This is a genomic window from Mesorhizobium australafricanum, assembly GCF_033977265.1.
In the GTDB taxonomy this organism is placed as follows: domain Bacteria; phylum Pseudomonadota; class Alphaproteobacteria; order Rhizobiales; family Rhizobiaceae; genus Mesorhizobium; species Mesorhizobium australafricanum.
Genome location: NZ_JAVIIT010000036.1, coordinates 1 through 8764 on the forward strand (window position 1 = coordinate 1; position 8764 = coordinate 8764).

At 58.0% G+C, this 8764-nt stretch carries 6 protein-coding genes and 2 pseudogenes; 7 read left to right on the top strand and 1 reads right to left on the bottom strand.

The window, feature by feature from the left end:
- Positions 1–344 precede the first annotated feature (344 nt).
- The 5 genes from RFM98_RS30825 to RFM98_RS30845 all read left to right on the top strand — a co-directional run bounded on the left by RFM98_RS30825 (position 345) and on the right by RFM98_RS30845 (position 5944).
- Complete coding sequence (locus RFM98_RS30825; RefSeq protein ID WP_320216525.1) at positions 345–593, top strand: acyl carrier protein; 249 nt, start codon at positions 345–347, stop codon at positions 591–593.
- Positions 594–595: 2 nt separating this feature from the next.
- Complete coding sequence (locus RFM98_RS30830; RefSeq protein ID WP_320312256.1) at positions 596–1804, top strand: beta-ketoacyl-[acyl-carrier-protein] synthase family protein; 1209 nt, start codon at positions 596–598, stop codon at positions 1802–1804.
- A gap of 620 nt (positions 1805–2424) precedes the next feature.
- Positions 2425–2589: a hypothetical protein gene (locus tag RFM98_RS30835; protein ID WP_430682393.1), complete on the top strand. Its 165-nt coding sequence runs from the start codon at positions 2425–2427 to the stop codon at positions 2587–2589.
- 276 nt (positions 2590–2865) lie between these two features.
- Positions 2866–4599: a type I secretion system permease/ATPase gene (locus RFM98_RS30840; RefSeq protein WP_320223266.1), complete on the top strand. Its 1734-nt coding sequence runs from the start codon at positions 2866–2868 to the stop codon at positions 4597–4599.
- Between the two features lie 31 nt (positions 4600–4630).
- Entirely contained in the window at positions 4631–5944 is a 1314-nt protein-coding gene (locus RFM98_RS30845) for an HlyD family type I secretion periplasmic adaptor subunit (RefSeq protein ID WP_320312257.1), read from the top strand.
- Between the two features lie 309 nt (positions 5945–6253).
- On the opposite strand, the pseudogene RFM98_RS30850 reads toward RFM98_RS30845, so the two are convergent.
- A pseudogene (locus tag RFM98_RS30850) lies at positions 6254–7280 on the bottom strand (IS110 family RNA-guided transposase).
- Between the two features lie 203 nt (positions 7281–7483).
- On the opposite strand from RFM98_RS30850, the pseudogene RFM98_RS30855 reads away from it, so the two are divergent.
- Both RFM98_RS30855 and RFM98_RS30860 read left to right on the top strand, forming a co-directional pair.
- Positions 7484–7672 (top strand): annotated as a pseudogene (locus RFM98_RS30855) (IS110 family transposase); the annotation flags it as partial.
- A 518-nt stretch (positions 7673–8190) separates the two neighbouring features.
- Positions 8191–8397 (top strand): hypothetical protein, encoded by a 207-nt coding sequence (locus RFM98_RS30860; RefSeq protein WP_320216528.1) that lies wholly within the window; start codon positions 8191–8193, stop codon positions 8395–8397.
- Positions 8398–8764 lie beyond the last annotated feature (367 nt).

Consider the following 8764-nt stretch of genomic DNA (forward strand, 5'->3'; position numbering starts at 1 on the left):
ATGAGCTGGCTTTACTTCACCCATAAGGTGCCTAGACTACCCGCGGCTTAGACCAATCCGGGTTATGTGAGATCGGCTCAGCCTGCCGAAAAGTCGCGCCCGACCTCACATAACCCTCCCGATTCCGGTGATGCTGGGCGGCTATTCCAACCCGACGCCGGTCGCAAACAAATAGTTCGGAGTCCGCCTCTGGGCTATAGGCACACCATCCATTGCTTGAATGATTCTTATCCAAAATATCAATTTCCCCAATAGCGCGAAATTTTGCATCACAACAATGCTGATCGGTGAATCTTTCGCGTCACCGAGATTCATGGTCGGCCGCCAGACGGGAGGTGAAAGGCATGACTAACCAGCTTACGGCCGAAATCCTGGCGGAGATCTGCAAGCACGCTGAACCGGATGGGAATCCGATCACTCTTGAGACGAAGCTGACTGATTTGGGCATCCATCCGCTGGAAATGGCGGACATCCTGTTTGATCTTGAGACGAAATACGGGATCCAGATCGAAACGGACATTACTGAGGCCTGGAGCGATTTGCAGAACGTGGGCAGCGTGGTCGAAGCCGTCCGTGCGCTTAATGAGCACTGACAATGAACAAGCGCGTTGTTATCACCGGCATAGGCGGGATTTGTGGGCTCGGCAGCTGTGCTGCCGATATTTGGGCCGCCATGTGCGACGGCCGTTCAGCAATCGGCGTGTTGAGCGGTCCCTCGCTGCACGACATCACCGCGCGCACGGGATGCGCCATCCGCAATCTTCCTCAGCATGAGATCGAGCGTAAGCAAGTTCTTTCGATGGATCGGTTCAGCGTGCTTGCAGTGCTTGCCGCTCGCGAAGCAGTCCAGCAAGCAGGGCTGACCGCGTCTGACAAAAACCGCTATCGCCTGGGTGCGACGGTCGGTGTGGGCGTCTGCGGATGGGAGGCGATTGAGCAAGATTACCGGGCTATGCTGCTCCACGGCAGAAAGAGGACCGGGGCCTTCACCGCGCCCAAGGTCATGCCGGGCGCCGCTGCTGGACATGTCAGCATGGACCTTGGACTGCGCGGTCCCGTCTACGGCGTCACTTCGGCTTGTTCCTCCTCTAACCATGCCATTGCCTCCGCCGTCGACCAGATTAGGTGGGGCCGCGCTGATGTGATGGTGGCAGGTGGCGCCGATGCGCCATTGGTTTGGGGAGTAGTGAAATCGTGGGAGGCTATGCGAGTGCTATCGCCCGATACTTGCCGGCCTTTTTCCGCGAACAGGCAGGGCGCTGTTCTCGGCGAAGGCGCAGGCATGATAGTCTTGGAAAGTTACGACCATGCCCGCGCTAGAGGCGCTGAAATATTGGCGGAATTGGCCGGTGCGGGCCTTTCGGCCGACGCTTTCGACATCGCGGCACAGACCATTGAGGGTCCCGAGGCGGCGATCCGCGCTTGTCTAGCCGACGCGGGTCTGGTCCCGGAGGAGGTCGATTACCTGAACGCTCACGGCACCGGCACTAAGCCAAACGATCAGATCGAGACCGCAGCAATCAAGCGAGCGTTCGGCGACCACGCCTATCGAATGTCGGTATCCTCGACCAAATCGATGCATGCCCACTGCCTCGGGGCCTCGGGTGCACTGGAGCTGATCGCCTGCGTGATGGCAATTCGGCATGGGATCGTACCGCCTACCGCCAACTATGACGAACCAGATCCAGATTGCGATCTAGACGTTACCCCCAACGTGGCGCGGGAGCGGAAAGTCAAGGTGACGCTTTCCAATAGTTTTGCGTTCGCGGGCACCAATGCGGTGTTGGCTATCAAGGCGGCGTGATTGTTTGGATCAGTGACGATATTGGTTGCGGCCAATCGTGAAGTGAGTCGTCGTCGCTGCCTTGATCTTGGAGCAAACCAGGAACTCTCGGCAGCGGTCAAGAAATAGCCCTGGAGAGCAGATCCGGGAAAAGTGCTTTGTGCTTCCTGGATTGCGAATGGGCTTATCAGCTCAGGCAACTCGGTCGGGTGTCCGCATGGATGCCCGGCCGATTTCTTGCGCGGTATCGATAAACGACGCCTCGCGCAGGAATCATGAAAGTGCAAACAAGTGGGTATTGCTAAGTGACGTAGTCCAGGGCTGAAAGCGGGCGGCTGCTTTCGGGGCAAAGCTCATCACAAGCTGCCGTTCCGTTGTGTCCCACGGGGCAGCGGGGCGTAGAGCCAATCCAGCTTCGAGGGTGTGATGCGGCGCGCTACCCGGAGGACATCCAGAAAGTGAATGCATTCTATCCAATCAATCGATTTTACAAATTCGTGCAGCGACACAAGAGTGCTATGAAATCAATCGTGAGGAGTATATGCGGTGGCAACGCCTATCGAAGCTGGGCCCGCAGCCAATACCCCGTACGGCAGTAGCGGTGACGACTTAATCTTAGATTTCTCCAAGGTAATGCTCGGATCGACGGCCGTGCTGGCAAAGACTCCATCTCGGCCGGTGGGGGCATCGACCGAGCCTTCGGCGGCGCGGACAACGACAAAGTCTTCGGCGGAGAGGGCTTAATTATCATTTCGGCGACGGTCGAAATGAACTTCGCATGGAGGAGGACGACCGAGCGCTGTTAACAGTGTAGCAGACATTGAGGCGCTGCATCTGACTGGGTCTGACTTCACCTTCGTCTCCTCCAAGACGCCAGGACTAAGCATTCCCGCGCTGAGCAGTCGCCGTGTGTCAGGAGTTGGTGTCGCCGGTGATGTAGGCCGGTTTTGCGGGCCCAAAAAGTGGCAGATCCCAGCCCCGACGGTGCTTATGAACGAAGGCCTTTCCTAGGGGGTCCCTTCTTGAAAATTTCAGCGAACAAAGAGCAGTCCTCCTCGAGGCCTTTCGCCCTAACGGCCACCATTTGGGCAATTTTCTCAATCAGTGGCGTGATCAACTTGCTTGCGCTGACTTCGCCTCTGTTCATGCTGCAGGTGTATGACCGCGTTCTGGCGAGCGGCAGCGTACCGACGTTGCTGGGTCTCGTCGTGCTTACTGCGGGACTTTATGCATTCCAATCCCTGCTCGACATTCTGCGCGCACGCGTACTGCTGCGGATCGGCGAGCGTTTCGACGGGGAGTTTTCCGGACGCGTTCATGAGGCAATTGTTCGCTTGCCGCTTTTAACACGCAGACCGGGCGATGGCTTGCAGCCGCTTCGCGACCTCGACAACGTTCGCGGGTTTCTAGCCGGAAACGGCCCCGCGGCGTTCTTCGATCTGCCATGGATGCCGCTTTATCTCAGCATTTGCTTCCTTTTTCACTTCTGGATCGGCATGACTGCGCTTGTCGGGGCGGTCCTCCTGGTTTCCCTAACGGCTCTAACTAACGCATGCTCCCGGCGGGCCACACGTGATGCAGTCAACCACAACATGGTCCGCAACGGCCTACTGGAAGCAGCGCGCCGCAATGCCGAGGTCATAGAGGCTCTGGGCCTTGGAAGTCGGATCGCTGCCCGATGGCATAAGGTGAATGCCAAATATCTTGCTGCCAATCGTAAGGCCGGAGATGTGGCAGCTGGGCTCGGCGGGATTTCAAAGTCGCTACGCATGATGCTGCAATCGGCGATCCTCGCCGTTGCCGCCTACCTCGTCATCGCACGTGAAGCTACCGCTGGGGTGATGATTGCCAGCTCCATTATGATGGGCCGGGCCTTGGCTCCAGTCGATTTGGCGATTTCAAGCTGGAAAACTTTGCTTCTGGCGCACCAGAGTTGGGCACGGCTGAAGGACCTCATGGCCAAGATGCCTCAAACCGCTTCGGTCATGCCATTGCCCGCTCCTGAACGCGAACTGCGCGTCGAAGGCGTGATGATCGTGCCACCCGGCGAGAAGAAACCCACTGTGGCAGGCCTTGCGTTTGCCGTTCGAGCGGGAAGCGCACTCGGGGTCATCGGTCCATCGGGTTCTGGCAAGTCAACTCTCGCGCGCGCCATCGTCGGCGCCTGGGGGCCGTCCGCCGGAAAGGTTTGCATCGACGGCGCAAGCCTCGATCAATGGAACCGAGAAGCACTGGGCCGCCATCTCGGTTATTTGCCTCAGGGCGTTGAATTGTTTGACGGAACCATCGGCGAAAACATCTGTCGTTTTGATGACAATCCTGATTCTGAGGCTATCGTGGCTGCGGCAAAAGCAGCGGGTGCACACGAACTGATCCTCAGATTTGAACATGGCTATGAAACTCAGATCGGTGAAGCTGGCTCGGCACTTTCCGCCGGGCAGCGTCAGCGTATCGGTCTTGCCCGAGCTCTTTATCGCGATCCCTTCCTAGTCGTGTTTGATGAACCCAATGCCAACCTTGATGCGGAAGGCGAGATCGCCGTGGTCGAGGCGATCAATTCCGTTCGTGTGCGCAACGGCATTGCCGTTGTCGTCGCACATCGCCCCAGCGCCATCGCCGCCGTCGATTGCATATTGATGCTCGAAGGTGGGCGCCAAAGAGCCTTCGGTCCGCGCGATGAAGTGCTTTCCACTGTCTTGCAGAGAAGAGCAGCGACGCCGCCACGAAGTGAATCCAAGGATGTGTCTGCGACCGATGTTGGGAAGGCATCTGCTCGGGGGATTGCGTCTGCATCCAAGTGCGCTGTGTCCACATAAAGACCTAGACTGCCCCGATTCGAGGATTGCGATGTCTGAAATTGACACGAAAGCCGACGCTTCCCGTTCTATTCGCCGAAACTTACTGACAGCACTTTTTTTGAGCATCACCGTTCTCGGAGGAGCGGGAGCCTGGGCTTCAGTGACGAATCTGTCTGGTGCGGTCGTCGCGTCCGGACACTTTGTCGTCGATTCATACATTAAAAAAGTGCAGCACCCGACCGGTGGGGTGGTGAAAGAAATCCTCGTGCGTGAGGGCAATAGAGTCAAGACAGGCGACGTTGTCATGCGACTTGATGCCACTCAGCAACGCGCCAATCTAGCCATCATCATTAAGCGACTCGATGAGTTGGCATCCCGGCTAGCACGGCTCGAAGCCGAGCGTGACGATCTGGCAGAGATCGTCTTGCCGGAATGGCTGCTCAAGCGGCGAGATATCTCCTCGGCGGCCTCCGCAATACTCGGTGAGCGGAAGTTATTCGAATTTCGCAGGCAATCCCGCGAAGGAGAAAAGTCGCAGCTGGCCGAGCGGATCGCGCAATATAGGCATGAGATCGAGGGCCTCAAAGCGCAGCAGATTGCATTTGAGAAAGGTATTGACATTCTCGGACATGAAATTGCTGCTTTGAGTAGGCTGCGCGAACAAGGCATTGTCTCGGACCAACGCTTAAACAGCCTCAAGTCGCAGGCTGCCACCTTAAGCGGTCAACGTGGTGAAACGGTCGCGAACCAGGCACAGACGGCGGCCCGTATTGCCGAAACTCGTCTGCAAATCCTGCAGATTGATCAAGATCTCAAGACGGAAGTCGGCAAGGAACTCATACAGGTCCCGGCCCAAGTGGAGGAATTCCTAGAACGCAAGGTAGCTGCTGAGGATGAGCTTCGGCGAACCGATATCGTCGCGCCGCACTCAGGAATCATCCAACAGCTTGCTGTCCATACGGTTGGTGGTGTGATCAGACCCGCCGATCCGATCATGCTGATTGTGCCTGATGGCGACGATCTTCTTCTGGAAGTACAGATCTCTCCGAAGGACATCGACCAGATACGCCTTGGTCAACAAGCCGTGTTGCGGATGTCGGCCTTCAACTTGAGAACCACACCGGAGCTGAACGGGTATGTAAGCTGGATAGCGGCCGATCTGACGACGAACGAAAAAAACGGCACTTCTTACTATCTGGTGCGCCTGTCAGTTCCGCGTTTTGAACTGACGAAGATCAAGGATCTGACATTGATCCCAGGCATGCCGGCCGAAGCGATGATCCAGGCGGGCCAGCGGACAGCGCTTTCCTATTTTCTCAAGCCCCTGTCTGATCAGATCAATCGCGCATTCCGCGAAGAATAGAGTTCTGCTTTTGAGGAGGTGAAGTAGGCTGGGCACTCGCTCGGTGCAAGCTTGCGATCACTTGACCTGATGTGGTTGTCTAATCGCAGTTGGGGCGTCAAGCGTGGAGTTTGTTGAAGCGGCACTGCCGGGTGCATGGTTGTCTTCGCGGTCGACATTAGTCGCCGCATGATGGAGCTTCGCGGGACGAGCCTTCAATGTGGACGACGCACTTTGCTGAGACAGCGGTGCAACCCCATCAGCGGAATGGCTCGGCTCACGTCCCGGCAGGGACGCCTCAGGCGTTCAGAGTCTGAACGCTATCCGGTTTTACGTTGTGGCTCCCGCATTCGGATTAAAGAGCTCACCGGTTTTAAGCATCGTATGCATTATCACCGCCAGTTTGCGCGCCACGGCCACAGCAGCTCTTTTGAAGCCGATCCTCTCCCGCAGTTGAAGTCCCCATGTGCGCAGGGTGCTGTCAGTTGAGCTACGCGTCAGAACGACCGCCGCGGCTTCGTAGAGAAGCCCTCGCAAATGGCGGTCGCCGCGTCGGGATATATGGCCGTCATAATCGACTTCTCCGGATTGGTAGCGGCGCGTCGTCAGGCCGATCCAGGCGCCAACAGATCGGGACTTCTTGAAGTTGCCCGGATCTTCAATGGCCAGTGGCGAAAGAGGTCGCGGTGATGGCGCCGATGCCGGGGATCGACATGAGGATGCGGCAAGCCTGGCTTTGGCGGGCATCCGCGACGAGCTGGCGTCCGAGCTCGGCGGCGCGGATGCGAATGCCGCGCCAGGCCTCCAACATCGGCAGCACGATAAGAGCAAGCTCCTTGTTATCGATAAGGAGGCGCCGAACGTTGTTCTCGAACGTGGTTCCCTTACCTGCAGGAACGAGCAAGCCGAACGTTTTCATGATTCCACGAATCTGGTTGGAAAGCTCGGTGGTGATCCGGACCAGCCGGGTGCGTGCCGCCACGAGCGTTCGGGTCAGCATGCTGTCGTATCCTTTCACCCGCACCTCGCGGAAGAAGCCCACCTCTGCAAGCTGCGCCAAACCATCGGCGTCATTCGCATCCGTCTTATTCGCCGCCATATCGAGCGCAGCTTTGGCGTGGCGGGCATCGATGCAGATTGCCGGCAAACCCTCGGCGCGCAGCGCATGATAGAACCATACGGAGAGAGGCCCCGTTTCGAACACCACTCGCTTTACAGCTGGCGCCCGCTTGCGGACAAGCTCGGCAATGATGTTGGGATCAGATGCGCACTTCCCGCGCCAGATCCGCTCGCCTTCACGGCGGATCGACACTGCCGTCTCTTTCATCGACACGTCGAGACCGATATATTCTGCCATGGCTGTTCTCCGTTAGATGCCTGGGCCCGGCGTCCAGTCGTGAGCCCGTACCTTCATCTTATCGGGGAACAGCCACCCTCCAAGGCTATGATTGGTTCCAGGGTGCGTCGCTCCCGCGATTACCCCATGTGGACGGCCTCCGCTCCCGGCATCGCAATGTGCCAAAGTGTGGCTGTCGAAAGTCACATAAGGGAAAGCCATCCATGGAGAAGATTACCACAATTGGCCTGGATATCGCCAAGCATGTCTTTCAGGTTCACGGGATCAATGGTGCCGGCGCGACCGTGAGCTGCCGCAAGCTGCGCCGCGACGATGTCGTTGGATTCTTCAAGGCATTGCCGCCCTGCCTGATCGGAATCGAGGCTTGCGCGACTGGACACCACTGGGCTCGCGGCGAAGACATTGTCCAGCCGCATCAGGAAGCCGGATATACGTCAGCAGTTGTGCCCAACGATCCTGATCCAGCCGACCTGTTGCAATCGGGCGGGGTCCATATACGTCCATACATGCCACTGAGTTGTCATCCCGTGGCGATTAGAGCCTCGACCGTTTCTGTTACGTCGTGTGGCGTGGGTTGAGCAACCGGCGAAGACGCGGAGCCACCAAATAGCGCAGCGTCGGAGCCGGTTGCGGTGATGGCTACATCCAACGCAACAAATGCTTCGCTATACTCTCCCATGGCTCGCCCTCCGTACGTGCGGGGCGGCCACCGATCTTCGCCTCGGAACACGACGTCTAGCACTGATCTGCTTTGACGGTAGCCACTGAGACTCAACGCCCTGCGTCAGATCGCTCTCTGCTTCTGAAGGAAGCCATTAGCTCGGCTCGGGCCTGATAGGGGGCTTGGTTGATGGGCAGCGCTCCTGTACCAGCCCTATGACCGAGTCGGTGTTGGAGTGCCTGCCGATCGATGATCGATGACGAGGTTGTCGAGGTGCAGCCTGGCTGGCTGCAGCTTTGCCCCGGTCGTCCGACCAGCGCCTTGGTTGCCGTCAAGCACAAAGACGCCGCAATCATAGCCGTTCTGCTGCTGGGTTACGCCGGCCGGCTCCAGGCGGGCTCCCAGCCGTTGTGCGAGCTGTGCCGCGGGCTGGTCGTTGTGGGGTCGGCTCCGTAGCCGTAGCCGTCAAGTCCGCCTGAATGACTAAGCTCGTCTGGGGATCGTGAAACATTATGATGTCACGGACCGGCGCAACTTCTGATTCAGCATCGCTCAGATGATGCTGAGCTCTCATAGCGCGTCAGCTTGTTGTCAGGTCAGCCAAGCTACGCTCCGACTCAGCCGGGCGGCCTAGGTCGCGCAATCGTTTCACGGATCATCTCGCGGCCTATCCGCGGCTTTATGCGCGAACTAAACGTTTCCAGCCGCCAGGGCGGCTTGAGCTGCTCGGAACAGGCAAGGGAGATACGATGGGTCCCTTTAGCAATATCAATCGGTCCCACGTCTCAGATTTCGCCCGCACAGACGATGCAGGCTCGCAACA